Here is a 24,746-nt window from a genome sequence, read left to right as displayed (position 1 = left end):
CCCTGTGTATCTCCCGGCCTTGTCCCGCCGGGCACGGCCTGTATGGTGGTCCGTCGCCCCGGGGAGGAAGCCAAAAGGAGTACTCACATGAAGCTTGCTCTGCAATTCGACGCATCCGTCGGCATCAACGTCCTGCGCCAGGTGATCCAGGCTGCTGGCGACAACACCACCATTACCTTTAACGCCGCCCATGGCCTGGACGTCGGTGACCTGCTGTCGGTGGTCAGCGCGGCCGGCAGCGACAAGCAGCTGGTGCTGGCCTTCGATGGCGCCCGCCTGACGCCGCGCAACCTGCAGCAGGCCACCAGCTTCGCCGGCGAGAAGACCGCCATCCAGATCGGCAAGGGCCAGGAGGTCAACACCAGCGCCTTGCTCGCGGTGATCAACGCCGCCGGTGACGGCAAGCAGGTGCGGGTGGCCTTCAACGGCGCCCAGGCCGACGACGAGGCGCTGCGCCAACTGGTGGACGCGGCGGGTCGCCAGGTCGGCATCGACATCAACGGCGGGCACGCGGTGCCCATCGATCGCCTGCTGGGCATCATCGACGCGGCGGCCAAGGAGGGCGGGCTGGGCGTCGAGTTCAACGGCGCGCAACTGCTGGAGGCCAACATCCTCCAGGCCGTCGAGCGTGCCGGTGGCAGCACCGGTATCGGCATCAACTCCGCCCAGGCTGTGAGCGAGGGCACCCTGCAGGCGGTGATGCAGGCGGCGGGCGACGGCACCCACCTGGGCCTGTCCTTCCACGGTGGGCAGCTCGATGACAAGGGCTTGCTGGCGGCCATCGAGGCGGCGGGCACCAACACCCATATCCAGGTCAACACGGCTCAGGCGATGGGCGCGGGCGCGCTGCTGCTGAGCATCAACGCCACCGGCAACACCAAGCGCTTCAGCGTCGAGTTCAACGGCGCCGAGCTGCCCTTCGGCAACCTGCAGCAGGCGGTGGAGGCGGCGGGGATCAACACCGCCATCAGCGTCAACACCGCCCAGGCCATGGACCAGAAGGCGCTGCACGCGGCCATCGAAGCCGCCGGCGACCTGAAGCGCCTGGACGCGCAGTTCAACGCCATGCAGATGCCGGTGGAGAGCCTCGGCCAATTGGTGGACGCGTCCGGCAGCCGCATCGCGCTGACCGTCGCCGCCGCCCAGGCGCTGCCGCTGCCCGCCCTGCTGGAGGTGGTGCAGGCCGCCGGCTAAGCCCTCTTCACGCAGCCCCTCAACGACCAGGCCGCCTTCGGGCGGCCTGGTCGTTTTCGTTTTCAGGGCCGTATGTCGGGTGTACCGGGTTCGCGGGTTTCACCCGCTGACCCATGCCAAACCCCATAGCAGCGGCACACATCCGTAGGTTGGCACCGAGCGTAGCGAGGCCCAACTCGGCAAGATCGATATCGGCACGTTGGGCTTCGTGCCTCAGCCCAACCTGCAAGAGCGACGCATCGCCATCGGGCGGCCTCGTGCTTCGTAGGTCGGGTGCCACCCGGCAGCGGGGTGCATCGGGGCTAGCGGGTTTGACCCGCCCTACAGGAGCGCGCTCGGTCACACCTGGAAGCGCGCCACCGATGTCTGCATGGCGGTGGCGACCTGATCGAGGCGCTGGGCGGAGTCGGCCAGCTCGTGCATGGCTTCGGTGTTCTGCCGCGACATGCGGGCGATCATTTCCACCCGTTGGGCCACCTCGCTGCTGGCCTTGGATTGCTCGCCGATGGTCTGGGAAATCTCTTCCACCACTTCGGCGGCGCGGTGGGCGCCGTCGCGGATCTCGCTGATGGAGGTGCCGGCCTGGGTGGCCAGGGAGACGCCGTCGTTCACCCGCGTGACCCCGGTCTGCATGCTGCTCACCGCCTGCTCGGTGCTCTCGCGGATGCGTTCGATCATGCCGGTGATCTCCTGGGTGGACTGGGCCGTGCGCGCGGCGAGGTTGCGCACCTCGTCGGCCACCACGGCGAAGCCGCGACCCGCCTCGCCGGCCCGCGCGGCCTCGATGGCGGCGTTGAGCGCCAGCAGGTTGGTTTGCTCGGCGATGCTCTTGATCACCTGGATGATGGAGTGGATTTCCTCGGAGGAACGGCCCAGCGCTGTGATGGTGTTGGACGAGCTGTTCACCGCGTCGGCGATGCGGTTCATGCCGTCGACCACGCCGAGGATCACCTGTCCGCCATTGCTGGCCAGGCCTTCGGAGTGGGCGGAGATGCCCTGGGCATTGCGCGCGTGGTCGGCGATCTGGGCGATGTTGGCCATCATTTCCTCCATCGCCGCGGCCATGCTGGTGGCGCTGTCGGCCTGCTCGCTGGCGCCGTGGACGATGCCGCGCGAGGTGTCGCTGAGGCTGTGGGCGGTGCCGTGCAGTTCTTCGCTCTCGTGGCGGATGGCGGTGATCATCTGGCGCAGGTTGTTCTGCATGTCCGCCAGCGCCTGTTGCAGTTGCCCGGCTTCGTCCTGGCTGTCGACACTGATGATGTTGCGCAGGTTGCCCTGGGCGATGGCGCGGGCCGCAGCGACGGTTTTTTCCAATGGGCGCAGCACGGCGCGCATCAGTTGCCCGGTGGCCAGGCAGAGCACCAGGCAGACTACCAGGATGCCGCCGACCAGCCACAAGGCGGCGCGGCTCACCGCGGCTTCGCTGTCCTTGCGCGCCTCGGTGGCGTGGGCTTCGATCATGCTGCTGAGGGCTTCGTTGCGCTCTTCCAGCTCGCCGAAGGTGGTGTTGAAGGCCGGCAGCTCGGCGCGCGCCGCGGCGGGGTCGCGCAGGGCGTGGTCGATGATCTTCTCGGCCGCGCCTATGTACGCCTCCAGGGCTGGCTGGGAGTCGGCTATGGCGCGCTTGATGTCAGCATTCAGGGGCAGGCGGGCGTTCTCGCCCATGGCCTTGCGGAACCAGTCGCTGTGTTCCTTGAGGTCCTGACGCACCTGGTCGGCGACAGCTGTGTCCCCGGGTTCGGCGACGAAGGCGGCGAGCACATCGGCGCGCAAGGCGTCGTGCATCATGTCGCCTTCCAGGTGGTTGCGCAGGGCGCTGACACTCAACTCGTTTTCCGCAAGGGCGTCGGCGAGGCGAGTCTGGCCCCAGAAGCCGATGCCGCCGAGCAGGGCGGCGGCAATGACGCTGATGGCTCCCGAAGCCACCATTTTCTGGCGAATGTTCATGCCGCTCCTCCCTTGGTGCTGGCTGGCTGCTAAAGCGTAGCCCAGCGCTGCCGGAAGGCATCAGGGCGTGCGTTGCAGCCCGGTGCCAGGGCCGTTCCAGCGGCGATTCCCGCGCGTGATAACGATTCGATCGTTATCACGCGTCGAACGGCCGGCGGGTCACCAGAGCGCAATGCTGTAGCTGAGGATCAGGCGGTTTTCGTCCAGGTCGTTGCCAAAGTGCGTGGACCTGACCGTTGCATTGCGCCATTTGACGCCGAGATTCTTCAGCGGCCCTTCCTGGACTACGTACGCGATGTCGGTGTCGCGTTCCCATTCGCGGCCCTCCGGCTTGCCGGCGCCGAGATCGATGCCGTCGCCGCTGAGGTAGCGGGTCATGAAGGTGAGGCCCGGAACGCCGACCGCGGCAAAGTTGAAGTCGTAGCGGGCCTGCCACGAGGCTTCATCCTTGCTGGCGAAGTCTCCGATCTGCACGAAGTTGACCAGATACGCATCCGCGCCGTTGATGTAGGCAAACCCGGTATCGCCGCTCATGCGTTGATAGCCGACGCCAACGGCATGACCGCCGATACCGTAGGTGAACAGGGCGCCGAGCGCGCGGTTGTCGACGTTGCTTCCGCCATCGCTCGTGGAACGGGCGAAGCGGATATCGCTCTTCAACGACTGGCCACCGTCGAGCGCCAGGACATGGTTGAGCGTCACGTAGTGTTGGCGATAGATGTTGTCCAGGGCGCCGTAGCTGTAGCCGGTGCTCAGGTTGCCGTTCCAGGCGTAGGTGAGGCTGGCGAAGTCGAAGGCGTCGCTCGTGGCATGGCGCGTGCGAATGCCCTTCACCCCGACGGCGGTGGTAACGGCCATGTCCTCGTGGTCGCTGGAGTCCCGTTGGTTGACCTGGGTAAGGCGCCCCGTGTCGAGGGTCAACCCTTCGATCTCGCGCATGTTCAGCTGGCCGCCGCGAAAGGTCTGCGGCAGCAGGCGCGAGTCGTTGGGCATCAATACAGGCAGCTTGGGGGTCAGGGTGCCGAGTTTCAGGACGCTCTGGGACGCGCGCAGTTTGGCCGTCAGCCCCAGGTCGGAGTAGGCGTCCTGGGCGCGCCGTGGCGCTTCTCGATCGCGCTGGAGCAGCCCGGTGCCCGAGCGTTCGGGGCTGGAGTCGAGCTTGACCCCGAGCAGGCCGATGGCATCGACTCCGACACCGAGGGTGCCGTCGGTGAAACCGGATTCGTAGCGCAGCAGAAAGCCCTGCGCCCACTCTTCGGCCTTCGCTTGGGGGGAGACTTCCTGGCGGAAGTCGCGGTTGAAGTAGAAGTTGCGCAATTCCAGGCTGGCCTTGCTCTCGTCGAGGAAGGCGGCATGGGCCGGGATACCGAGGCTCGTGATGCTCGCGGCCAGCAGCAGGCGAGGCAGTTGGCGTGGTCTGTGATGCATGGTGAAGTCCTTTTGTTTTTATTGGAGGAACGACGGTCCCTCACGCCCGGTGAGGGCGGGGCGTGAGGGGGGGCTAGTCGCGCTGGACGGCGAGTGCCACGCCCTGGCCACCGCCGATACAGAGCGTGGCCAGGCCTTTGCGCGCGCCACTGCGCTGCATTTCGTGCAGCAGGGTGCCCAGGATTCGGCAGCCGGAAGCGCCAATCGGGTGGCCCAGGGCGATGGCGCCGCCATTGACGTTGACCTTGGCGCTGTCCCAGCGCAGCTCGCGGGCAACGGCCAGGGCCTGGGCGGCGAAGGCTTCGTTGGCCTCGATGAGGTCCACGTCTTCGAGCTGCCAGCCGGCCTTTTCCAGCACCTTGCAGGTGGCGAAGACCGGGCCGACCCCCATGATCGCCGGGTCGACACCCGCCGCGGCGGCCGCGACGACACGGGCCATCGTCGGCAGGCCCAGCGCTGCGGCCTTGTCGGCGCTCATCAGCAGCACGGCGGCGGCGCCGTCATTGAGCGTCGATGAGTTGCCTGCCGTGACGGTGCCGTCGGCTTTGAACACCGCGCGCAGCCTGCCCAGGCTGGCGTGGGTCGTGCGGTCACGCGGCTGCTCGTCACGGGCGAAAACGATCGGCTCGCCCTTGGGCTGGGGAACCTGCACCGGGGTGATTTCCGCGTCGAAGCGGCCGCTGTCGATGGCTGCGCTCGCACGTCGCTGCGAGGTGGCCGCGAAGATGTCCTGCTCGTCACGGCAGATCCCGTACTGTTCGGCCAGGTTTTCCGCGGTGATGCCCATGTGGTAGTCGTTGAACGCATCCCACAGGCCATCCCGGATCATGGTGTCGATCACCTGCTGGTGGCCCATGCGCAGACCGGTGCGCGTCTGGGGAATGACGTAGGACGCCAGGCTCATGCTTTCCTGCCCGCCGGCAATGATCACCTCGGCATCACCGCAGGCAATGGCCTGGTAGCCCAGTTGCACCGCCTTGAGCCCCGAGCCGCAGACCTTGTTCAGGGTCATCGCCGGTACGGTATGCGGCAGGCCGGCCTTGAGCGCGGCCTGTCTCGCGGTGTTCTGCCCCGCGCCGGCGGTGAGCACGTGCCCCATGATCACCTCGTCGACCATCGCACCCTCGAGGGCGGTCCGGGCGAGCAGGCTGCGTATGACCCCGGCTCCGAGCTCCACCGCGGAAACCCGTGCCAAGCTGCCCTGGAACGCGCCGATGGCGGTGCGGGTGGCGGCGACAATCACGACATCACGCATAAACACTCCTGTGTTGCGATCCACCCCCGTGGGCTGGATTTCGAAGAAAAAACGCGGTCCCCAGAGGCGAGGCCGCGTAACGCTCAATCGTCAGAACTGGTCGGCGTCGAGGCCGAACAAGGGCTCGCTACCGGCACGGATGCTGGCCTCCAGGCTCAGGATCCGTGGCAGCAGGCGCTGGAAATAGAAGTCCGCGGTCGCGAGTTTGGCGCCATAGAAGGCCTCGTCTTCAGCGCGCTTGCTCAGCGCCACCTGGGCCATGCGCGACCACAGCCAGGCATAGGCGACGTAGCCGAACAGGTGCAGGAACTCCACCGAGGCGGCACCGACTTCATTGGGGTTGTCCTTGGCCTGTCGAAGCAGCCAGGCGGCGGTGTCTTCCAGGCGCTGCACCGCATCGAGCAGGGCCTCGCGATGGGGTACGTCGGCCTGGGCGAAGGCGCGGATCTCGCGGGTGAACTGCAGCAGGGCCGCGCCCCCGTTGGCGACGACCTTGCGGCCGAGCAGATCGAGGGCCTGGATGCCGTTGGTGCCTTCGTAGATCTGGGCGATGCGCACGTCGCGCACGAGTTGCTCCTGCCCCCACTCACGGATGTAGCCGTGCCCGCCGAACACCTGCTGGCCGTGCACCGTGCTTTCCAGGCCGCTGTCGGTGAAGAAGGCCTTGGCCACGGGCGTGAGCAGCGCAACCAGGTTCTCGGCGGCCTGCTTCTCGGCGGCGTCGTCGCTGAATTTGCTCAGGTCGAGTTGCTGGCCGACGTAGCAGGCGAAGGCGCGGCCGCCCTCGGTCATCGCCTTGATCGAGAGCAGCATGCGGCGCACATCCGGGTGCACGATGATCGGGTCGGCCAGTTTGTCCTGCCGTTGGGGACCCCCGGGGGCGCGGCTCTGGATGCGCTCCCGAGCGTAGCCGACGGCGTTCTGGTAAGAAGCCTCCGCGCAACCGATGCCCTGGATGCCGATCGACAGCCGCTCGTAATTCATCATGGTGAACATGGCGGCCAGGCCCTTGTTCTCCTCGCCGATCAGGTAGCCTTCCGCACCCTCGAAATTCATCACGCAGGTGGCCGAGGCCTTGATGCCCATCTTGTGCTCGATGGAGCCGCAGCTCACGGCATTGGCCGCCCCCAGTGAACCGTTGGTGTCGACCTTGATCTTCGGCACGAGGAACAGCGAGATGCCTTTCGGCCCGGCGGGTGCATCCGGCAACTTGGCCAGCACCAGATGGATGATGTTTTCGGTCAGATCCTGCTCGCCGCCGGTGATGAAGATCTTGCTCCCGGTGATGGCGTAGCTGCCGTTGGCCTGGGGCTGCGCGCGGGTCCGAATGATGCCCAGGTCGGTGCCTGCATGCGCTTCGGTCAGGCACATGGAGCCTGCCCAGCGGCCTTCGTACATGGGCGGCAGGTAGGTGTTTTTCAGCGTTTCGCTGGCGTGGGCGTCGATGGCCAGGCAGGCGCCGGAACTCAACGCCGAGTAGAGGGCAAAGCTGGAACCGGCGGCGTAGAGCATTTCCTCGAACTGCACGGCGAGCATCTTGGGCATGCCCATGCCGCCGTACTGCGGGTTGCCCGACAAGCCGACCCAGCCGCCTTCGATGTAGGTGGCATAGGCCTGTTTGAAGCCTGCCGGCGTGCTGACGGCACCGTTGGCCCACTGTGCGCCTTCCTCATCGCCGCTGCGGTTGAGCGGGGCGATCAGGCTGCCGGTGACCTTGGCGGCTTCTTCCAGGATGGCGTCGGCGGTCTCGCCGTCGACGATCTCCGCCAGGGCCGGCAGGCGTGCCCACAGGCGTGGGGCGTCGAACACCTCGTGGAGGACGAAGCGCAGGTCGCGCAGGGGGGCGTTGTACTCGGGCATCGGTAACCTCGTTCAGGCGCGGAGTGTAAAAAGGAGCCGCGCGTGCGCGGCTCATAAGGTCGGGTGTCCAACGAGCAACCACCCTCTGGAGTGTTCCGGTTCAGTGGCTGGCGGCGGCAGCGGCCCCCAGGCCGGTCTGGGCGCGCACGAACTGGTCATCGAATGCCGCACGCTCACGGGCGGCCCGGGCGCTGCGGTCCAGCTTGGAAACCACCACGATGACGAGAAACGCCAGCGGCATGGAGAACAGGGCAGGGTGGTCGTAGGGGTAGATCGCCGCGGCATGGCCCAGTACCGATACCCACACCGCAGGCGACAGGATCACCAGCACAAGGGCGGTGAGCAGCCCCACGAACCCACCTGCCAAGGCGCCACGCGTGGTCAGGTTCTTCCAGTACATGGCCATGATCAGGACCGGGAAGTTGGTCGAGGCGGCGATACCGAAGGTCAGGCCGACGAGGAACGCGACGTTCTGCTTCTCGAAGAGGATGCCCAGGCCGATTGCGACGATGCCCAGGCAAACGGTCGCGATGCGGGTTACGCGCATCTCTTGCGCTTCCGTAGCGGTGCCTTTCTTCAGCACGCTGGCGTAGAGGTCATGGGAGATGGCCGAGGCGCCTGCCAGGGCGAGGCCCGATACCACCGCCAGGATGGTGGCGAAGGCCACCGCAGAAAGGAAACCGAGGAACAGGTTGCCGCCCACCGCCTTCGCCAGGTGCATGGCAACCATGTTGCCGCCGCCGATCAGGGCGCCTTTGATATCGCCGCCGACGAAGAACTGCGGGTCGGTGCCGACGATGACGATGGCGCTGTACCCCAGCACTATGACCACCAGGAAGAAGAAGCCGATGAAGCCGGTGGCGTAGAACACCGACTTGCGGGCTTCCTTGGCGTTGGGCACGGTGAAGAAGCGCATCAGGATATGCGGCAGGCCGGCGATGCCGAACACCAGGCCGAGGGACAGGGAGGCCGCGTTGATCGGGTCGGCCAGCATGGAACCCGGCCCCATGATGTTCCAGCCCAGGGCGTGGGCGTCTACCGCTCGAGTGGCCAGGTTCTCCAGGCTGAAGCCGAACTCGGACAGCGCCAGCCCGGCCAGGGTGGTGCCCCCGGCAAGCAGCAGGACCGCCTTGATGATCTGCACCCAGGTGGTGGCGATCATGCCGCCGAAGATCACATAGACCAGCATGAGCACGCCGACCACCATCACCGCGGTGGTGTATTCGAGGCCGAACAGCAGCTTGATCAGTTGACCCGCGCCGACCATTTGCACCACCAGGTAGCAGCACACCACGGTCAGCGAGCCCAGGGCTGCGAAGGTTCGAATCCTTGACTGATCGAGGCGATAGGAAACGATGTCGGCGAAGGTGAAGCGTCCGAGATTGCGCAGGCGTTCGGCCATGAGGAAGGTGATGATCGGCCAGCCGACGAAGAACGCCACGGTATAGACGAAGCCGTCGTATCCCTTGGCGAACACCAGGCTCGACAGGCCCAGCAGCGTCGCGGCGGACATGTAGTCACCCGCGATCGCCAGGCCATTCTGGAACCCGCTGATACCGCCTCCTGCGGTGTAGAAGTCCGAGGTCGAGCGGGTCTGCCGCGCGGCCCACCAGGTGATCGCCAGCGTGCCCATGACAAACACGAAGAACATGGCGATCGCGTGCAGGTTGATCGGTTGTTTTTCCGCAACCAGAGGGGCGGCGAAAGCGCTGATGGGGGCGAGGAGCAGGCCCGCCAGGCCAAGCGTGCGCAGCCGCATCATTTCAGCTCCTTCATGAACTCGGCGCTGAGGGCGTCGAACCGGGTGTTGGAGCGGTAGACGTACCAACCGGTGCACAGCCAGGACAGCACGATGATCGCGGTTGCCACGGGGATGCCCACGGTCAGTTGGCGACCTTCGCTCAGAGGGCTGTGCAGCGCGGCCGGGTGGAAGGCGACCACCAGCATGAACAGGTAATAGGCACCCAGGACGGCGGCGCTCAGTGACCAGGCCAGGCGCGAGCGACTGCGCACCAGTTGCTGAAATCTCGGGTTCGCGCGAATACGTTCACAATGCTGCGCATGGGAGGGTTCGGTGGGGGTCATGGTGTGGCTCCTTGTTTTTGTTGTTGCCCGTTTTTCAGGCGCAGGGCGCCAGGGCGACGGAAATCAATCCGTCGCCTTGTCAGAATCGCGAGTGTTTAGAGGGCCTTGGCGATATCGCGCAGGAGGTACTTCTGGATCTTCCCGGTCGAGGTTTTCGGCAGGTCGGTGAAGATCACGGTGCGGGGCACCTTGAAGCCGGCCAGGTGATCACGACAGAACCCGATGATGTCGCTTTCGCGCAGGTTCGGGTGGGTGGCCTTGAGGGTGACGAAGGCACAGGGCGTCTCGCCCCACTTCTCGTCTGGGCGGGCTACCACCGCCGCCTCCAGAACGGCGGGGTGGCGGTAGATCACGCCTTCGAGCTCGATGGTGGAGATGTTCTCGCCACCGGAAATGATGATGTCCTTCAGGCGATCCTTGATTTCCACGTAGCCGTCCGGGTGGCAAACGGCGAGGTCGCCGGTATGGAACCAGCCGCCCTCGAACGCCTCTGCCGTGGCGCTGGGGTTCTTCAGATAGCCCTTCATCACCGTGTTGCCACGCATGAATATCTCGCCGATGGTCTGGCCGTCGCGCGGGGTTGGCTCCAGCGTCTTCGGGTCACCGACCATCACCCCCTCGAGGGTCGGGTAGCGCACGCCCTGGCGGGCCTTGATCTCGGCACGCTGCTCCAGCGGCAGGGCGTCCCATTCCGCGTGCCAGGCACACAGCGTCACCGGGCCATACACCTCGGTGAGTCCATAGACGTGGGTGACGCGAATGCCCATTTCCTCCACTGCACCTATCACTTTGGCCGGTGGCGCGGCCCCGGCGACCATCGCATTGACGGGGTGATCGATAGCGGCCTTGGCTTCGGCCGGCATGTTGACCAGGGCGTTGAGCACGATGGGCGCGCCGCACAGGTGGGTCACCTGCTCGTCGCGGATCAAGGTGAGGATCTTCTGCGGGTCGACGCGACGCAGGAAGACGTGAACGCCGGCGAGCGCGGTGATCGTCCACGGGTAGCACCAGCCGTTGCAGTGAAACATCGGCAGCGTCCACAGGTAGACCGGGTGGTTGCCCATGGCCCAGGTCATCTGGTTGCCCAGGGCGTTCAGGTAGGCGCCGCGGTGGTGATAGACCACCCCCTTGGGGTTGCCGGTGGTGCCGGAGGTGTAGTTGAGGCTGATCGCCTGCCATTCGTCTTCCGGCCATTGCCAGGCGAACTCGGGATCGCCCTCCGCGAGGAAGGCTTCGTAATCCAGGTCGCTCACGGCCTGGCTTTCACCGTACTCCGGGTCGTCGACATCGATGACCAGCGGCGGATGGTCGAGCATGCCGATGGCGGCGTGGATCACGTCGAAGAATTCGCGGTCGGCGATCACGACCTTGGCCTCGCCGTGCTGCAGCATGAAGGCGATGGCCTCCGCATCCAGGCGCACGTTGAGGGTGTTGAGCACCGCGCCAATCATCGGCACCCCGAAGTGCGCCTCGAGCATGGCGGGAATATTCGGCAGCATCACCGCCACCGTGTCGCCCTTGCCGATACCGCGCCCGGCCAGAGCAGAGGCCAGGCGTCGGCAACGGCTGTAGGTTTCTGCCCAGGTGCGGCGGATCGAACCGTGGACCACGGCCGGGTAATCGGGATAGACGCTGGCGGTGCGCTCGATGAAGCTGAGCGGCGACAGGGCGATGTGGTTCACGGCTGCAGGGGCAAGACCCTGTTCGAAGATCGACATGCTGGGCATCCGGTGGCTGATTGTTAGCTCTGTGGGTCTGCATCGTCCGCCTTTCAGGGAACGGGCGGCAGATCATTTCCATATTTTATATAACAATCCAGATTAAATATGGAAGTAATACCTGTGTCGTATAGTATATATACTATATATTTTGGGTTTATTGCTGTGATATCGAGCCTGATCGGGTGATTGGGATATATGCTGTCGCCGTTTTCGCCTGGAGTTCCTGATGAGCCCGAATCCGGTCCGCCTGCATACCTGGTTGCGCCTGCAGCGCGAAGGCGTGCCGTTGGCTACTAGAGCCGATGCCCTGTGCCGCGCCTTGCGCGGGCGCCCCGAAGTGCAGCAGGTCTACTACCTGAGCTGGCTGGAAAAGGTGGGTATCTATGGTCACGAAGGCAGTGGGCAACACCTGCCTCCCGGCCTGGGCGATCCGATGCAGGCCAGTGACCAGCCGCTCTTCGACGCATTGGCCCAGGCCGGCAGGCTGAGCCTGGATGAGGTGCGCGGACTCGACTGCTGGCTGTCCGGGCGCCTGCGCCGTGCAGCGATCAGCCATGGGCAGGTGTTCGACCTGGCCCTGCAGCCTGGCCAGCCCGGCCTGCTGCTGGTGGAGGCGCGCGAAGGCGTCAGCCTGGATTGGCAGGGTTGGTTGCACGAGCTGCTCTCGACCCTGCTGGCCACCGCCAGCAACCTGCTGCGGGCTTCGCCGCTGCTGGGGCATGACCCGCAACCGAGTCTGTTGCTGGCCTCCAACGGCGACCCGCTGGAGCTGAATGCGGCCTTGTTGGCGCTGCTGGCCGATCAGCCACCCGGTTCGGTCGTGCGCTTCCTGCCGGTCAACCATGTCTCGCTGGTGCGTGCTTGCCTCGAGCAATGCCGAGCCATCGAGGATGTCGAGGCGCAGTTCGACGGCCGCATCCTGATCTGGACCTTCGTGCCGGACCTTCAGGAACAGCGTGTGCTGGCCCGCTGCCGCGAAGCCACACAGCAGGTGCTGGCCGAGCGCGAAGCCGCCAGGGCAAGGCGCCTGTACCGCCTGATCACCGAGAACACCACCGACGTCATCTCCCGGCACACCCCGGATGGCCGATTCCTCGACGCCTCGCCGGCCTCCTGGACACTGCTCGGCTACTGGCCGGAGGAGCTCCGGGGCCAGTTCGTTCAAGGCCTGTTCCATGCCCACGATCTGGCCAAGTCGATCCAGCGCGCTCGCGATGCGCTGGAGATCGATGGCTACCACACGATGACCTACCGCATCCGCCACCGTGACGGCCATTACCTGTGGTTTGAAACGGCCAGTCGGGCCATCCGCGAGACCTACACCGGAGCGGTCGTGGAGGTGGTCAGCGTCTCGCGCGACATCACCGCGCGAGTGCAGGCCGAGGAGAACAAGCGTCGTCTGGCCGAAGTGGTTGAAGCCAATACGGACCCGGTGCTGTTCATCAACGCGGACGAGCGGGTCACCTACCTCAACCCGGCGGCGCGCCATACGCTGCAGTTGGATGAGCAGCAGCCGATGCCCTTGCTCAGCGAGCTGTTCGCCCCGGACGACCTCCTGCGCTTGCAGGCCGGGCGCGAGAAGGCCGAGCAGAGCGGTGTCTGGAGTGCTGACTCCCGCCTGCAGCCGTCATCCGGCGGGGCGTCGGTGCCGGTGTCCCTCGTGCTGCTGGCTCATCGGGTGGCCGGCGGCGAGCGCTACTACTCGCTGGTGGCCCGGGACATGACCGAACGTGAGCTGCGCGAGGCGCAGCAGCGCCGTCATCAGGACGAACTGGCGCACACGGCGCGCCTGGTCACGCTGGGCGAACTGGCATCCGGTATCGCCCACGAGATCAATCAGCCACTGGCGGCGGTGGTCAACTACGCCAGCGCCAGCCAGCGCTACCTGCATGCTCTGGACAGCAATCCCCAGGCAGCCGACCGGGTGGCGCAGGGGCTGGAGCGCATCACCGAGCATGCCAATCACGCCTCCGAGGTCATCAAGCGCCTGCGTGGCTTCCTCCGCAAGGGGCAGCGGCGCATGCAGGCTCTGGACGTGGCCGAGGTGGCGCGCGAGGCCGTGCGTCTGTGCGCCTGGGAGGCCGCTGCCTGCCAGGTGGTGATCGAAGAGCAATTGCCGGACAATCTGCCGCCCGTCTACGCCGATCGAGTCCTGCTCGAACAGGTACTCCTGAATCTCCTGCGCAATGCCATCGATGCCAACCGGGATGCCCACCCGGGCCGTGCCTCGCGGATCGTGCTGCTGGCCGGCCAGGTAGGCGGCGGGGTGGAGGTCGGCGTTCGTGACCAGGGCCCCGGGCTCGGCGAAGACGAGCTGGAGCGGATCTTCACCCCGTTCTACACCAGCAAGCCGGATGGGCTCGGGCTGGGGCTGTCGATGAGTCGCAGCATCGTCGAAGGCTTTGGCGGAGCCCTGGTCGGCGAGCGCTTGGAGGGTGGCGGATTGCTGATGCGTTGCCGGCTACCCCAGCAGTGATAACAACAATGAGGAGCGATGTAATGACAACTGCCACCAAGCAGGTCGTGTATGTGGTGGACGATGATCAGGGGATGCTGGACTCGACCGTCTGGCTGCTGGAGTCGGTAGGCCTGCAGGCGCTGCCGTTCACCAGCGGCCGTGCGTTTCTCGAAGCCTGCGACGCCGGGCTCAATGCCTGTGTTTTGCTGGACGTGCGCATGCCCGGCATGGGGGGGTTGAACGTGCAGGAGGAAATGCGTGCCCGTGGCATCGAACTGCCCGTCATTTTCGTCAGCGGGCATGCCGATGTGCCCATCGTGGTCAGGGCGTTCAAGGCCGGTGCTCGCGACTTCATCGAAAAGCCCTACAACGAGCAACTGCTGCTCGACAGCGTGCAGCAGGCCTTGAGCAGCTCCGAACGCAAGCGCTCGCACGGCGATGGCCAGAGCGAGTTGCAGGAGCGCCTGGCCAGCCTGACGCCACGCGAACGCGATGTTTTCCTGCCGCTGGTCAGGGGCTACACCAACCGGGAGGTCGCCGAACAGCTGGATATCAGCATCAAGACGGTCGACCTCTATCGCGCCCGGGTGATGAAGCGCATGCAGGCTGAGCGTCTTGCTGATCTGGTTGGCATGGCCATCGTGGCCGACCTGGTCGACCCACTCTGCTTGAGGCCATCGTAAACGTGCGCTGCGCATGGCCGGTGGGCGGCTCGCACTCCGATGCGAACCCCTCCAGCCATGTGTGAAGGCTGTGCCTGCAGCGGTGCGGGGCATGCCTTCTGCGGTCGGCGAGCTTTCATCGGCCTGCGGCGCTATCCTGTCGCTCTTTCCGCTATCCGGCCCGTGCCATGTTGCTGATCTCCAACAGCGTCCACCTGCCCGACGATGAAATCGAGCTGACCGCCATCCGCGCCCAGGGCGCCGGTGGGCAGAACGTCAACAAGGTGTCCAGCGCCATGCACCTGCGCTTCGACATCAACGCCTCGTCGCTGCCGCCCTTCTACAAGGAGCGCCTGCTGGAGCTGCGCGACAGCCGCATCACCAGCGAGGGCGTGATCGTCATCAAGGCCCAGCAGTACCGGACCCAGGAGCAGAACCGCGCCGATGCCCTGGAGCGCCTGGCCGAACTGATCCGCAGCGCCGGCAAGGTGGAGAAGAAGCGCCGCCCGACCCGGCCGACCCTGGGCTCGAAGACCCGCCGCCTTGACGGCAAGTCCAAGCGCGGGGCGATCAAGGCCGGGCGCGGCAAGGTGGACTACTAGCCACCCGGGGCCCCAGGTGGCGATGCCGGGCGATTATCGGCGGGTTTCGCGCCTGGGCAGCACGCCTGACGGGGCCCGCTGACGGATACTGGCGCCACTCCACCGCCATCGCCCCGAGGCCGCCGTTGCTCGACGTCATCACCATTACCGCGCCCGTGTTCCTGATCATCGGCCTGGGCTTCGCCGCCTCCCTGGGCGGGTTGGTCAGCCGCGAGCAGGTGCGCGGCATCGGCGCGTTCGTCCTCAACTTCGCGCTGCCGGCGCTGGTGATCAAGGCACTGGCCGAGCGCCCCATCGGCGAGGTGTTCAACCCCTGGTACCTGCTGGCCTACGGGCTGGGCTCGCTGGCCGTATTCGGCCTCGGCCTGGCGTACTTCCGCCTGCTGCGCGGGCGTGGCCTGGCCGATGCCGCCATCGCCGGGCTGGGCATGTCGGCCTCCAACAGCGGCTTCGTCGGCTACCCGGTGGTGGTGATGGTGGCGGGGCCCACGGCGGTGCTCGGCCTGGCGCTGAACATGGTGGTGGAAAACCTGCTGATGATCCCCCTGGCGCTGGCCCTGGCCGAATCGGCGCAGCAGCGCGGCGAGGGGTTCTGGCACACCCTGCGCGGGACCTTCGGGCGCCTGGCGCGCAACCCGCTGATCATCGCCATGCTGGTGGGCGTCGGCCTGTCGCTGCTGGGGCTGCGCCTGCCGACCGTGCCCGCGCGGGTGGTGGAGATGCTGGCCTCGGCCTCGGCACCGGCCGCGCTCTTCGTCATCGGCGGCACCCTGCACGGCGTGCGCCTCGGCGGCCTGCTGCCGGACATGGCGGCCATCAGCCTGGGCAAGCTGGCCCTGCACCCGCTGGCGGTGGCGGCGTTGTTCTGGCTGCTGCCGCCGGTGGAGCCGGCGCTGATGGCGGCGGGCATCCTCTTCGCCTGTGCGCCGATGATGAGCATCTACCCGCTGCTGGGCATGCGCTTCGGCCTGGAGGCGCGCTGTGCGGCGACCCTGGTGATGGCCACGGTGCTGTCGTTCTTCGGCCTCAGCCTGGCCATCGCGCTGTTGCAGCGCTGAGCGACCGACGCCAGGCCGCTCCGCCGCCCCCGTCAGGGACGAGGGGCGGGGAGGGAAGGGCCTTTCAGCACACCCGTGCGATCGCCTGGGCCAGGTCGCCCAGTCGCGAGTCATCCAGGCCGGCGACGTTGGCGCGGCCGCTGCTGACCATGTAGACGCTGGACTCGCTGCGCAGCCGTGCCACCTGGTCGGCGCTGAGGCCGGTGTAGGAGAACATGCCGCGTTGCTGGGCGATGTGGGCGAAGCGTTCGGCCAGGCCGTGGGGCGCCAGGGCTTCCACCAGGCCGGCACGCAGTTCGGCGACGCGCCGGCGCATGGCTTCCAGCTCATCCAGCCACACGGCCTTCAGCTCGGCGTCACCGAGGATGGTGGCGACCACGGCGGCGCCGTGGTCCGGCGGGGTGGACCAGAGGTTGCGGGCGATGAAGGCCAGCTGGCTGCGCACGTCGACGAGGGTGTCGGGTGTGGCGGCGCAGACGACCAGGGCGCCGGTGCGTTCGCAATACAGACCGAAGTTCTTCGAGCACGAGCTGGTGATCAGCACGTCCGGCAGCGATTCGGCGAACAGGCGCACGGCCCAGGCGTCCTGCTCCAGACCGTCGCCGAAGCCCTGGTAGGCGAAGTCCAGCAGCGGCAGCAGGCGGCGCGCCTTGACGATCTCCAGCACCCGTTGCCAGTCGTGGCGGCCCAGGTCGAAGCCGGTGGGGTTGTGGCAGCAGGCGTGCAGCAGCACCACGTCGCCTTCGGGCACCTGTTCCAGGGCGGCGAGCATGGCTTCCAGGTCGAGGCGGTTGTCGGCGCCGACATAGGGGTAGTGGTGCACGGCCAGGCCGCTGGCGGCGAACAGGGTCTCGTGGATCGGCCAGGTCGGGTCGCTGACCCAGATGCCGCGGCCCGGCAGGCAGCGGGCGATGAACTCCGCTGCCAGGCGCAGGGCGCCAGTGCCGCCTGGGGTCTGGGTGACGCCGGCACGCTGGCCGGCCAGCAGCGGCGAGCCGGCGCCCAGCACCAGCTCGCCCAGCAGGCGGCCGAAGGCGGCGTCACCGTGGCCGCCGATGTAGGTCTTGGTGCGCTGCACCTCCACCAGGCGCTGCTCGGCGAGCTTCACCGCGCGAGGGATGGGGGTCAGGCCCTGGCTGTCCTTGTAGACGCCCACGCCCAGGTCGATCTTGGCCGGGTTGGGGTCCTGGCGATGGGCTTCGATCAGGCCGAGGATGGGGTCGCCAGGCACGCGCCCGACCGGGGCGAAATGGCTCATTTGCGGCCCTCGGCGCCAGCGGCCACTCCGTCGGTGCGGGCGGCCATGATGAAGTCGTTGCGGTGCAGGCCCTTGGCCTCGTGGCTCCACCAGGTAACGGTGACCTTGCCCCACTCGGTGAGCAGGCCCGGGTGGTGGCCTTCTTCCTCGGCGATGGCGCCCACGGCGTTGGTGAAGGCCAGGGCGTAGCGGAAGTTCTTGAAGCGGTAGACCTTCTCCAGCTGCATGATTCCGTCGCGGACTTCGATGTTCCAGTCGGGGATCTGCTTGAGCAGTTCGGCCAGTTCGGCCTCGGGCACCTTGGGCGCGTCGGCGCGGCAGGCTTCGCAATGGGCTTGGGACAGTGCGGTCATGGGGTTCTCCAGATAGAGGGCAGGTCGGCTGGCGCGGCGGGTGGCGCCAACCGGCAAATAAGGGCTCAGGCCGCCTTGGGCTTGGGCGGGAACTTGGGCGCGTGCAGGCCGAGGGTCATGGCCTGGCGCACCAGCGCCATGATGTCCTCGTGGGCCAGCTCGAACAGGCGCTTGAGGTCCGGCAGCACGAAGTAGAGCGGCTGCAGGATATCGATGCGGTACGGCGTGCGCATGCACTCCAGCGGGTCGAAGGCCTGGTGTTCGGGCGCGTCGGAAAGACTGTAGACGGTCTCCTTCGGCGAGGAGAGGATGCCGCCGCCATAGATGCGCCGGCCCTGGGCGGTTTCCACCAGGCCGAACTCGATGGTCATCCAGTACAGGCGGGCGAGGTAGATGCGCTCTTCCTTGGTGGCCTTGAGGCCGAGCTTGCCGTAGGTGTGGGTGAACTCGGCGAACCAGGGGTTGGTCAGCAGCGGGCAGTGGCCGAAGATCTCGTGGAAGATGTCCGGCTCCTGCAGGTAGTCCAGTTCTTCCGGGGTGCGGATGAAGGTGGCCACCGGGAACTGCTGGCTGGCCAGCAGCTCGAAAAAGGTCTGGAAGGGGATCAGGGCCGGTACCCGGGCGACACGCCAGCCGGTGGCGGCCTGCAGCACCTGGTTGATCTCGCCCAGCTGGGGAATGCGGTCATGGGGGAGGGCGAGGCGTTCGATGCCGTCCAGGTACTCCTGGCAGGCGCGCCCTTCGATCACCTTCAGCTGGCGGGTGATCAGGGTGTTCCATACCCGGTGCTCGCTGTCCGGGTAGTGGATAAAGTCGTTCTCATCCGGCTCGCGGGCCACGTATTGCGAGGTTTTCATTCGGCCTCCTGGGGCGGGGCTTTGTTGTTGTGTTAGGCCATGGATAACCCGGTTCATTGCGCTGTGCAGCCGGGCGGCAGGGAGTGGCAGGGGAGCAGTGGCGGTGTTTCCGTAAAGAAATGTTTACGATTTTGCGAAAGCTAGGCGGAGTCATCTTGCTGGTGGATGGATTCGTCACATATTCTTGACGGAAAAATCGGGCAGGATGCTGATTTTCAGCACCGAGCCCCAGACAAGAACCCGTTTCCGGGGTGCCGCATGCGTATCAAAGTCCATTGCCAGAATCGCGTAGGCATCCTGCGCGACATCCTCAACCTGCTCGTCGACTACGGCATCAACGTCAACCGCGGCGAAGTCGGCGGCGACCAGGGCAACGCCATCTACCTGCTCTGCCCGAACCTGATCAACCTGCAGCTGCAGTCCCTGCGGCCGAAGCTGGAGGACATCCCTGGCGTGTTCGGCGTCAAGCGCGTGGGCCTGATGCCCAGCGAACGCCGCCATCTGGAGCTGAACGCGCTGCTCGGCGCGCTGGAGTTCCCGGTGCTGTCCATCGACATGGGCGGCTCCATCGTCGCCGCCAACCGCGCCGCTGCGCAGTTGCTGGGCGTGCGCGTGGACGAGGTGCCGGGCATTCCGCTGTCGCGCTACACCGAGGATTTCGACCTGCCGGAGCTGGTGCGGGCCAACAAGGCGCGCATCAACGGCCTGCGGGTGAAGGTGCGGGGCGATGTGTTCCTCGCCGATATCGCGCCGCTGCAATCCGAACACGACGAGAGCGAGGCCCTGGCCGGTGCGGTGCTCACCCTGCACCGCGCCGACCGCGTGGGTGAGCGTATCTACCATGTGCGCAAGCAGGAGCTGCGTGGCTTCGACAGCATCTTCCAGAGTTCGCGGGTGATGGCCGCCGTGGTGCGTGAGGCGAGGCGCATGGCGCCCCTGGACGCCCCGCTGCTGATCGAGGGCGAGACCGGCACCGGCAAGGAGCTGTTGGCCCGCGCCTGCCACCTGGCCAGCCCGCGCGGGCAGTCGCCCTTCATGGCGCTGAACTGCGCCGGCCTGCCGGAATCCATGGCCGAGACCGAGCTGTTCGGCTACGGCCCGGGGGCCTTCGAGGGCGCACGGCCGGAAGGCAAGCTGGGGCTGCTGGAGCTGACCGCCGGCGGCACGCTGTTCCTCGACGGCGTGGGCGAGATGAGCCCGCGCCTGCAGGCCAAGCTGTTGCGCTTCCTCCAGGACGGCTGCTTCCGCCGTGTGGGCAGCGACGAGGAGGTGTACCTGGATGTGCGGGTGATCTGCGCCACCCAGGTGGACCTGTCCGAGCTCTGCGCGCGGGGTGAATTCCGCCAGGACCTGTACCACCGCCTCAATGTGCTGTCGCTGCACATCCCGCCGCTGCGCGAATGCCTGGACGGGTTGCCGCCGCTGGTGGAGCACTTCCTCGACTCGGCCAGCCGGCAGATCGGCTGTGCCTTGCCGCGGCTGGCACCCCAGGCCCTGGAGCGCCTCGGCCACTACCACTGGCCGGGCAACGTGCGGCAACTGGAGAACGTGCTGTTCCAGGCGGTTTCCCTGTGCGAGGGCGGCACGGTCAAGCCCGAGCACATCCGCCTGCCGCACTACGGCGCGCCGCAGCCCCTGGGGGATTTCTCCCTCGACGGCGGGCTGGACGCCATTCTCGGGCGCTTCGAAAAGGCGGTGCTGGAATGCCTGTTCGCCGACCACCCCAGCAGCCGCCAACTGGGCAAGCGCCTGGGGGTGTCCCACACCACCATTGCCAATAAGTTGCGCCAGCATGGCCTGGGTCGCGAGGAGGCTTAGGAAAAACCAACTGGGTTGCCTCGCTTACGTTTTTAACAGGCCTGTTAGACCTTGGTGCAATGGCTGGCACGGAGGCGGGAGCGTAAAAAGGGCGCTGTCTGAATCTTGCGTGATGCGGACACAAGCGTTTCTACATTCCTCTCCCGGAATGATTGATAGGGCGACCCTGAGGTCGCCCATTTTTTTGCCTGCGATCTGCCCTTCCGCAGAGGGCTGGTCACGCCAGTTTCAGCAGGCCCATCCCCAGCACCAGCATGACCAGGCCGACCCAGCCCTGCCAGGCCAGGCGCTGGCCGAACAGCGCCCAGCCCAGGGCGACCGTGGCGAGGATGCCGAAGCCGCCCCAGATGGCGTACGCCAGGGACAGGTCGATGCCATGCACCGCTTGGGCCAGGGCGGTGAAGGCCGCGAGTATGCAGAGGATGGAGACGGCGCCGAGCACACGGCGGCGGAAGCCGTCGGAGTACTTCAGCAATACGTTGGCCAGCACTTCCAGGGCGATGGCCAGGCCCAGCCAGGCGAAGTGGATCCAGGTCACGCCGTTCATGCCATCACCTCCTGGCCACGGGCCGTGGGTGTGGCGCGGGTGCCGGACTTGATCAGCAGGATGCCGACGATCATCACGCCCAGGCCGAGGGCCTTGGCCAGGCCCAGGCTTTCCCCCAGCCAGGCGACGCTGACGGCGGTGATCAGGACGATGCCGATGCCTTCCCACAGCGCATAGGCGACGCCCACCGGGACGCGCTTCACCGCCAGGGCGAGGAAGAAATAGGACAGGCCGATGAGCGCGTACATCAGCAGGTAGCCGAGCAGGGGCGCCTGTTCGGTGGCGAATTTCATCGAGGTGGTGCCGACGACTTCGAAGAAGATCGCCGTGAGCAGGTAAATCCAGGAACGCATGGTGCCCTCCCATGGGCGTGCAAAAGCGCCGTCATTCGTTGGACGGGCGCGGGGAATCTCGGTGGATGGCCAGCGCGGGGAGATCCCGGTGTGGCCTTCGATGGAAGAGGGGAGGGCTAGAGGTCGCCGGTCCAGTGGCCTTCACGGGACACCAGACGGGAAAAGTGCAGGGAGTAGGGTTTTGTGTTCGACATAATGAACGAAAAATTACCATTTGGAATCGACTGAAGGCAATCGATAGAATTTGGCTAAATATTTCCGTCTGAATTGGCCGGATGTGGCGCTTTTGTCTATTTTTCTGCTGGATGGGTGTTCGTTTTAATGCGCAGGCGTCAGCCATTTCGCACTGCGGGGAGCGTTCGTAGCGCTGTTGGCCGATTCGGCCTGCTGGGGGGAGCGTTGTGCGGCTGGGCGCGCGATGCATGCCCGCCCGGGCGGGCCTTGCTACCAGGGCTTTGCGGCGGCCTTAGACCATAGTCCGTATGCGGTAAGACCATGGTCGAATGGCCCTACAGGGAGGCGGGGGATACAAAAGGCGGCATACAAAAACAACTGCCCGTCGAGGTATGAACATGAGTGCTGCTTCACTGTATCCGGTGCGTCCCGAGGTGGCTGAAAAGTCGCTGACCAACGAGGCGACCTACAAGGCCATGTACCAGCAGTCGGTGATCAACCCCGACGGCTTCTGGCGCGAGCAGGCTCAGCGCATCGACTGGATCAAGCCGTTCACCAAGGTCAAGCAGACCTCCTTCGACGACCACCACGTCGACATCAAGTGGTTCGCCGACGGCACCCTCAACCTTTCCGCCAACTGCCTGGACCGTCACCTCGCCGAGCGCGGCGACCAGCTGGCGATCATCTGGGAAGGCGACGACCCGTCCGAGCACCGCAACATCACCTACCGCGAACTGCACGCTGAAGTGTGCAAGTTCGCCAATGCCCTGCGCGGCCAGGATGTGCACCGTGGCGACGTGGTCACCATCTACATGCCGATGATCCCCGAGGCGGTGGTGGCCATGCTCGCCTGTACCCGTATCGGCGCGATCCACTCCGTGGTCTTCGGTGGCTTCTCTCCTGAAGCCCTGGCCGGTCGCATCATCGACTGCAAGTCCAAGGTGGTGATCACCGCCGACGAAGGCCTGCGCGGCGGCAAGAAGACAGCGCTGAAAGCCAATGTCGACGACGCCCTGACCAACCCCGAGACCAGCAGCGTGCAGAAGCTGATCGTGGTCAAGCGCACCGGTTCGGACATCAAGTGGAACCCGCACCGCGACGTCTGGTACGAGGACCTGATGAAGGTCGCCTCCAGCCAGTGCCTGCCGAAGGAAATGGGCGCCGAGGACCCGCTGTTCATCCTCTACACCTCCGGCTCCACCGGTAAGCCCAAGGGCGTGCTGCACACCACCGGCGGCTACCTGGTCTACGCCTCGCTGACCCATGAGCGCGTGTTCGACTACCGTCCGGGCGAAGTCTTCTGGTGCACCGCCGACATCGGCTGGGTCACCGGCCACACCTACCTGGTCTATGGGCCGCTTTCCAACGGCGCCACGACCTTGATGTTCGAAGGCGTGCCGAACTACCCGGATGTTTCCCGCGTCGCCAAGATCATCGACAAGCACAAGGTCAACATCCTCTACACCGCCCCCACCGCCATCCGCGCGATGATGGCCGAGGGCAAGGCCGCCGTGGCCGGTGCCGATGGCTCCAGCCTGCGCCTGCTGGGTTCGGTGGGCGAGCCGATCAACCCGGAAGCCTGGCACTGGTACTACGAGAACGTCGGCCAGTCCCGCTGCCCGATCGTCGACACCTGGTGGCAGACCGAGACCGGCGCCTGCCTGATGACCCCGCTGCCGGGTGCCCACGCCCTGAAGCCGGGCTCCGCCGCGCGCCCCTTCTTTGGTGTGCAGCCGGCCCTGGTGGACAACCTGGGCAACCTGATCGAGGGCGCCGCCGAAGGCAACCTGGTGATCATCGACTCCTGGCCGGGCCAGGCCCGTACCCTGTACGGCGACCACGACCGTTTCGTCGACACCTACTTCAAGACTTTCAAGGGCATGTACTTCACCGGTGACGGCGCCCGTCGCGACGAAGACGGCTACTACTGGATCACCGGCCGCGTCGACGACGTGCTCAACGTCTCCGGCCACCGCATGGGGACCGCCGAGATCGAAAGCGCCATGGTCGCCCACCCGAAAGTCGCCGAGGCCGCCGTGGTCGGCGTCCCCCACGACATCAAGGGGCAGGGCATCTACGTCTACGTCACCCTCAACGCCGGCGTGGAATCCTCCGAGGCATTGCGCCAGGAGCTCAAGCAGTGGGTACGCCGCGAGATCGGCCCCATCGCCACGCCGGACGTCATCCAGTGGGCACCGGGCTTGCCCAAGACCCGCTCGGGCAAGATCATGCGCCGCATCCTGCGCAAGATCGCCGTGGCCGAGTACGACACCCTCGGCGATATCTCCACGCTGGCCGATCCCGGCGTGGTGCAGCACCTCATCGATACCCACCGCACCATGCAGGCCGCCTGACCCGGCGTCTGCGCGCAACACCCACGCCCCGCCCCGGCCACAAGCCGCGGCGGGGCGTTTTCATTTGAACTTGGGAAACCACGTCCTTAGGGCGTGGTCATCGGTTCTTCCTGTGACGATTTGAATGGAGAGCCCTGCAGGATGAACGCGTGTCGTTGGGTGTGCCGTGCGCACCTCCGCGCGGTGCTTCCGGCGAGTCCGAGGTGCGCGCAGCACACCCTACGTCCGAAGTGAGCGGCGGCTGCCTGATTGCCCCCTTCTAGGGGACCAAAAGCAAAGCCACGTTCTAAGAACGTGGATTTTCACTTGCGGGGGGCTTGGTCACTGGGTCGTGTCGGCGACGACGCCAAGCGACTGATTTATATCGGCGAAAGAAGTTTGTGCGGCCAAGTGCCGGACTGCCCGGTCAGGGTAACGCTGGCGCTGTTACGCGTTGCGCCGAAACGGGGCGACAGGGAACACCCTGCCTCGAATGAGGGCGGGAAAGTCCGCTCGGGAAAAATCGCTCCAAGGCTGAAAGCCTTGTGGATAAAGGGGGATCTATTTGTTGGCGCGGTAATTGCTGTTTCATTCGGTTTAACGTCTTTCTGGCTCTTGCATATCGGCAAGAGACTGTCAACCCGCCCGCCCTGGCCGTCCTGGCCTTTTGTAATTTGTTGTCGCATTGAAGAAATATCGACTTTAGGGCTGTCGCTAGAATGCCGCTCACCCGGCCACGGCCATTTTCCCTGAGATCGATCAAGGTAAACCCGGCGCCTCTTT

General features: G+C 66.0%; 19 protein-coding genes. 7 read left to right on the top strand and 12 right to left on the bottom strand.

Annotated elements, in window-relative coordinates; translation table 11 throughout:
* The first annotated feature begins 87 nt into the window (after positions 1-87).
* A complete protein-coding gene (locus tag PI990_RS22935) occupies positions 88-1,194 on the top strand; it encodes a hypothetical protein (RefSeq protein WP_271658581.1) in 1,107 nt (368 codons plus the stop codon).
* 339 nt (positions 1,195-1,533) lie between these two features.
* On the opposite strand, the gene PI990_RS22930 is transcribed toward PI990_RS22935, so the two are convergent.
* From PI990_RS22930 to PI990_RS22900, 7 genes are all read right to left on the bottom strand, one after another.
* Positions 1,534-3,141 carry a methyl-accepting chemotaxis protein gene (locus tag PI990_RS22930; RefSeq protein WP_271658580.1) on the bottom strand — a complete coding sequence of 536 codons (1,608 nt, stop codon included), beginning with the start codon at positions 3,139-3,141 and terminating at the stop codon, positions 1,534-1,536.
* 159 nt (positions 3,142-3,300) lie between these two features.
* Complete coding sequence (locus tag PI990_RS22925; protein WP_271658579.1) at positions 3,301-4,569, bottom strand: OprD family porin; 1,269 nt, start codon at positions 4,567-4,569, stop codon at positions 3,301-3,303.
* Positions 4,570-4,642: 73 nt separating this feature from the next.
* The gene (locus tag PI990_RS22920) at positions 4,643-5,824 is read right to left on the bottom strand and encodes an acetyl-CoA C-acetyltransferase (protein ID WP_271658578.1); all 1,182 of its coding nucleotides are present in this window, start codon (positions 5,822-5,824) and stop codon (positions 4,643-4,645) included.
* Positions 5,825-5,914: 90 nt separating this feature from the next.
* On the bottom strand, positions 5,915-7,684 hold the full coding sequence (locus PI990_RS22915) for an acyl-CoA dehydrogenase C-terminal domain-containing protein (RefSeq protein WP_271658577.1): 1,770 nt from the start codon (positions 7,682-7,684) through the stop codon (positions 5,915-5,917).
* A gap of 100 nt (positions 7,685-7,784) precedes the next feature.
* Positions 7,785-9,446, bottom strand: a complete 1,662-nt coding sequence (locus PI990_RS22910) for a cation acetate symporter (protein ID WP_442969292.1) — start codon at positions 9,444-9,446, stop codon at positions 7,785-7,787.
* Positions 9,443-9,769, bottom strand: a complete 327-nt coding sequence (locus tag PI990_RS22905) for a DUF485 domain-containing protein (RefSeq protein ID WP_271658576.1) — start codon at positions 9,767-9,769, stop codon at positions 9,443-9,445. The genes PI990_RS22910 and PI990_RS22905 overlap by 4 nt, the downstream gene beginning before the upstream one ends.
* A gap of 95 nt (positions 9,770-9,864) precedes the next feature.
* A complete protein-coding gene (locus PI990_RS22900) occupies positions 9,865-11,487 on the bottom strand; it encodes an acyl-CoA synthetase (protein ID WP_271658575.1) in 1,623 nt (540 codons plus the stop codon).
* Between the two features lie 229 nt (positions 11,488-11,716).
* Here PI990_RS22900 and PI990_RS22895 point away from each other — a divergent pair, with 229 nt between their 5' ends.
* From PI990_RS22895 to PI990_RS22880, 4 genes are all read left to right on the top strand, one after another.
* Entirely contained in the window at positions 11,717-13,966 is a 2,250-nt protein-coding gene (locus tag PI990_RS22895) for a PAS domain-containing sensor histidine kinase (RefSeq protein ID WP_271658574.1), read from the top strand.
* A gap of 23 nt (positions 13,967-13,989) precedes the next feature.
* On the top strand, positions 13,990-14,631 hold the full coding sequence (locus tag PI990_RS22890) for a response regulator transcription factor (RefSeq protein WP_021218450.1): 642 nt from the start codon (positions 13,990-13,992) through the stop codon (positions 14,629-14,631).
* A 167-nt stretch (positions 14,632-14,798) separates the two neighbouring features.
* Positions 14,799-15,212, top strand: coding sequence for an alternative ribosome rescue aminoacyl-tRNA hydrolase ArfB (arfB, locus tag PI990_RS22885; protein WP_021218451.1), 414 nt, complete (start codon positions 14,799-14,801; stop codon positions 15,210-15,212).
* Between the two features lie 125 nt (positions 15,213-15,337).
* Positions 15,338-16,270: an AEC family transporter gene (locus tag PI990_RS22880; RefSeq protein ID WP_271658573.1), complete on the top strand. Its 933-nt coding sequence runs from the start codon at positions 15,338-15,340 to the stop codon at positions 16,268-16,270.
* A 64-nt stretch (positions 16,271-16,334) separates the two neighbouring features.
* Here PI990_RS22880 and PI990_RS22875 read toward each other — a convergent pair whose 3' ends face one another.
* The 3 genes from PI990_RS22875 to phhA form a co-directional block, all read right to left on the bottom strand.
* Complete coding sequence (locus PI990_RS22875) at positions 16,335-17,528, bottom strand: amino acid aminotransferase (RefSeq protein ID WP_271658572.1); 1,194 nt, start codon at positions 17,526-17,528, stop codon at positions 16,335-16,337.
* A complete protein-coding gene (locus tag PI990_RS22870) occupies positions 17,525-17,881 on the bottom strand; it encodes a 4a-hydroxytetrahydrobiopterin dehydratase (RefSeq protein WP_271658571.1) in 357 nt (118 codons plus the stop codon). The genes PI990_RS22875 and PI990_RS22870 overlap by 4 nt, the downstream gene beginning before the upstream one ends.
* Positions 17,882-17,946: 65 nt before the next feature.
* Positions 17,947-18,738 (bottom strand): phenylalanine 4-monooxygenase, encoded by a 792-nt coding sequence (gene phhA, locus PI990_RS22865; protein WP_271658570.1) that lies wholly within the window; start codon positions 18,736-18,738, stop codon positions 17,947-17,949.
* 258 nt (positions 18,739-18,996) lie between these two features.
* Between phhA and PI990_RS22860 the strand changes: the two genes are divergently transcribed.
* Positions 18,997-20,556 carry a sigma-54-dependent transcriptional regulator gene (locus PI990_RS22860; protein WP_271658569.1) on the top strand — a complete coding sequence of 520 codons (1,560 nt, stop codon included), beginning with the start codon at positions 18,997-18,999 and terminating at the stop codon, positions 20,554-20,556.
* A gap of 217 nt (positions 20,557-20,773) precedes the next feature.
* On the opposite strand, the gene mdtI is transcribed toward PI990_RS22860, so the two are convergent.
* Together mdtI and PI990_RS22850 are read right to left on the bottom strand one after the other, a co-directional pair.
* Entirely contained in the window at positions 20,774-21,103 is a 330-nt protein-coding gene (mdtI, locus tag PI990_RS22855; RefSeq protein ID WP_271658568.1) for a multidrug/spermidine efflux SMR transporter subunit MdtI, read from the bottom strand.
* Positions 21,100-21,456, bottom strand: a complete 357-nt coding sequence (locus tag PI990_RS22850) for an SMR family transporter (RefSeq protein WP_271658567.1) — start codon at positions 21,454-21,456, stop codon at positions 21,100-21,102. Before PI990_RS22850 ends, mdtI begins: the two co-directional genes overlap by 4 nt.
* Before the next feature lie 572 nt (positions 21,457-22,028).
* Between PI990_RS22850 and acs the strand changes: the two genes are divergently transcribed.
* A complete protein-coding gene (acs, locus tag PI990_RS22845; RefSeq protein WP_271658566.1) occupies positions 22,029-23,984 on the top strand; it encodes an acetate--CoA ligase in 1,956 nt (651 codons plus the stop codon).
* The last annotated feature ends 762 nt before the right edge of the window (positions 23,985-24,746 follow it).

Origin of the sequence: Pseudomonas sp. TUM22785 (assembly GCF_028198105.1) — a bacterium.
GTDB lineage: Bacteria > Pseudomonadota > Gammaproteobacteria > Pseudomonadales > Pseudomonadaceae > Metapseudomonas > Metapseudomonas solani.
This window is presented reverse-complemented; position numbering and strand designations above follow the sequence as displayed.

Bases quoted from the DNA above. Each gene is read 5' to 3' on its own strand.
- arfB (WP_021218451.1), top strand. From the start codon at position 14,799: ATGTTGCTGATCTCCAACAGCGTCCACCTGCCCGACGATGAAATCGAG.
- PI990_RS22890 (WP_021218450.1), top strand. From the start codon at position 13,990: ATGACAACTGCCACCAAGCAGGTCGTGTATGTGGTGGACGATGATCAG.
- PI990_RS22900 (WP_271658575.1), bottom strand. From the start codon at position 11,487: ATGTCGATCTTCGAACAGGGTCTTGCCCCTGCAGCCGTGAACCACATC.
- PI990_RS22895 (WP_271658574.1), top strand. From the start codon at position 11,717: ATGAGCCCGAATCCGGTCCGCCTGCATACCTGGTTGCGCCTGCAGCGC.
- PI990_RS22915 (WP_271658577.1), bottom strand. From the start codon at position 7,684: ATGCCCGAGTACAACGCCCCCCTGCGCGACCTGCGCTTCGTCCTCCAC.
- PI990_RS22850 (WP_271658567.1), bottom strand. From the start codon at position 21,456: ATGCGTTCCTGGATTTACCTGCTCACGGCGATCTTCTTCGAAGTCGTC.
- acs (WP_271658566.1), top strand. From the start codon at position 22,029: ATGAGTGCTGCTTCACTGTATCCGGTGCGTCCCGAGGTGGCTGAAAAG.
- PI990_RS22925 (WP_271658579.1), bottom strand. From the start codon at position 4,569: ATGCATCACAGACCACGCCAACTGCCTCGCCTGCTGCTGGCCGCGAGC.
- PI990_RS22910 (WP_442969292.1), bottom strand. From the start codon at position 9,446: ATGATGCGGCTGCGCACGCTTGGCCTGGCGGGCCTGCTCCTCGCCCCC.
- PI990_RS22860 (WP_271658569.1), top strand. From the start codon at position 18,997: ATGCGTATCAAAGTCCATTGCCAGAATCGCGTAGGCATCCTGCGCGAC.
- PI990_RS22905 (WP_271658576.1), bottom strand. From the start codon at position 9,769: ATGACCCCCACCGAACCCTCCCATGCGCAGCATTGTGAACGTATTCGC.
- mdtI (WP_271658568.1), bottom strand. From the start codon at position 21,103: ATGAACGGCGTGACCTGGATCCACTTCGCCTGGCTGGGCCTGGCCATC.
- PI990_RS22875 (WP_271658572.1), bottom strand. From the start codon at position 17,528: ATGAGCCATTTCGCCCCGGTCGGGCGCGTGCCTGGCGACCCCATCCTC.
- PI990_RS22935 (WP_271658581.1), top strand. From the start codon at position 88: ATGAAGCTTGCTCTGCAATTCGACGCATCCGTCGGCATCAACGTCCTG.
- PI990_RS22930 (WP_271658580.1), bottom strand. From the start codon at position 3,141: ATGAACATTCGCCAGAAAATGGTGGCTTCGGGAGCCATCAGCGTCATT.
- phhA (WP_271658570.1), bottom strand. From the start codon at position 18,738: ATGAAAACCTCGCAATACGTGGCCCGCGAGCCGGATGAGAACGACTTT.
- PI990_RS22870 (WP_271658571.1), bottom strand. From the start codon at position 17,881: ATGACCGCACTGTCCCAAGCCCATTGCGAAGCCTGCCGCGCCGACGCG.
- PI990_RS22920 (WP_271658578.1), bottom strand. From the start codon at position 5,824: ATGCGTGATGTCGTGATTGTCGCCGCCACCCGCACCGCCATCGGCGCG.